Genomic DNA, 740 nt, shown 5'->3' with positions numbered 1-740 from the left:
CGTAACAACTGCAGGACGAGGAATACGAATAACAACGACATGTAGGATGTAAATACACGGTGTGTCTTACTAGCTGAGGCGAACTCTATACATACATTGATCAAAAGTCGATCAAAATTTTGTGTATTTTTATTCTTGCTCGTATACCCAATTATGGAACTAAAACGACTCAATAATTGGTTCGTTTCCTTTGATGCCAAAAACAAACAAACCCGCAGTAATCAAAGCCGTCGCAAGTGTCGAACTCCAAGCGATAAATTGAATAGCGCCACCCCATGCAGACCATTCCCCGCTTATGCCGTAGTAAAGAAGGAATAAACAGCCGCCACCATCTGACTACGCCAACATAAATGGGGTCATTAAACGCTTGCCTTTTAGTGAGGCTTGTAAGCCCATGAAGTAACCAACGCATAATGCTAAATAGGCCCAACCCAGCATACGAATAAACATGTAGCTATCTTGTGCAGGAAACCCGAATTGCTCTAAAACAGACGCTGGAAAAAGTAAGAGAGGGATGCACCAAACCAACACGGTGCCAAGAATTTTAAAGATAAGAACTTTGCTGAGATGACTCATAAATAAGTTGATCATTGGTTAGTGATTAAAGTGATCCTATGAGATTTGCATAAGTTTTTTAGCTTCAAAAAATAGAAATCCGGTTTCGCTTTCTTTGGAGGGAAGCTTGTTGAAATAAAACGAGAAGCAATTCACTTGCGATTTAAATAATAACGATTATCATT

The 740-nt window shown here is 39.5% G+C and carries 1 protein-coding gene; it reads right to left on the bottom strand.

The window, feature by feature from the left end:
• Positions 1-336 precede the first annotated feature (336 nt).
• The gene (locus A3739_RS25120) at positions 337-576 is read right to left on the bottom strand and encodes a hypothetical protein (protein WP_156493342.1); all 240 of its coding nucleotides are present in this window, start codon (positions 574-576) and stop codon (positions 337-339) included.
• Positions 577-740: the final 164 nt, after the last annotated feature.

The sequence above is a fragment of the Oleiphilus sp. HI0067 genome, assembly GCF_001635735.1.
The sequence above is the reverse complement of the archived record's forward strand: the minus strand, read 5'-3'. Positions and strand labels throughout refer to the sequence as shown.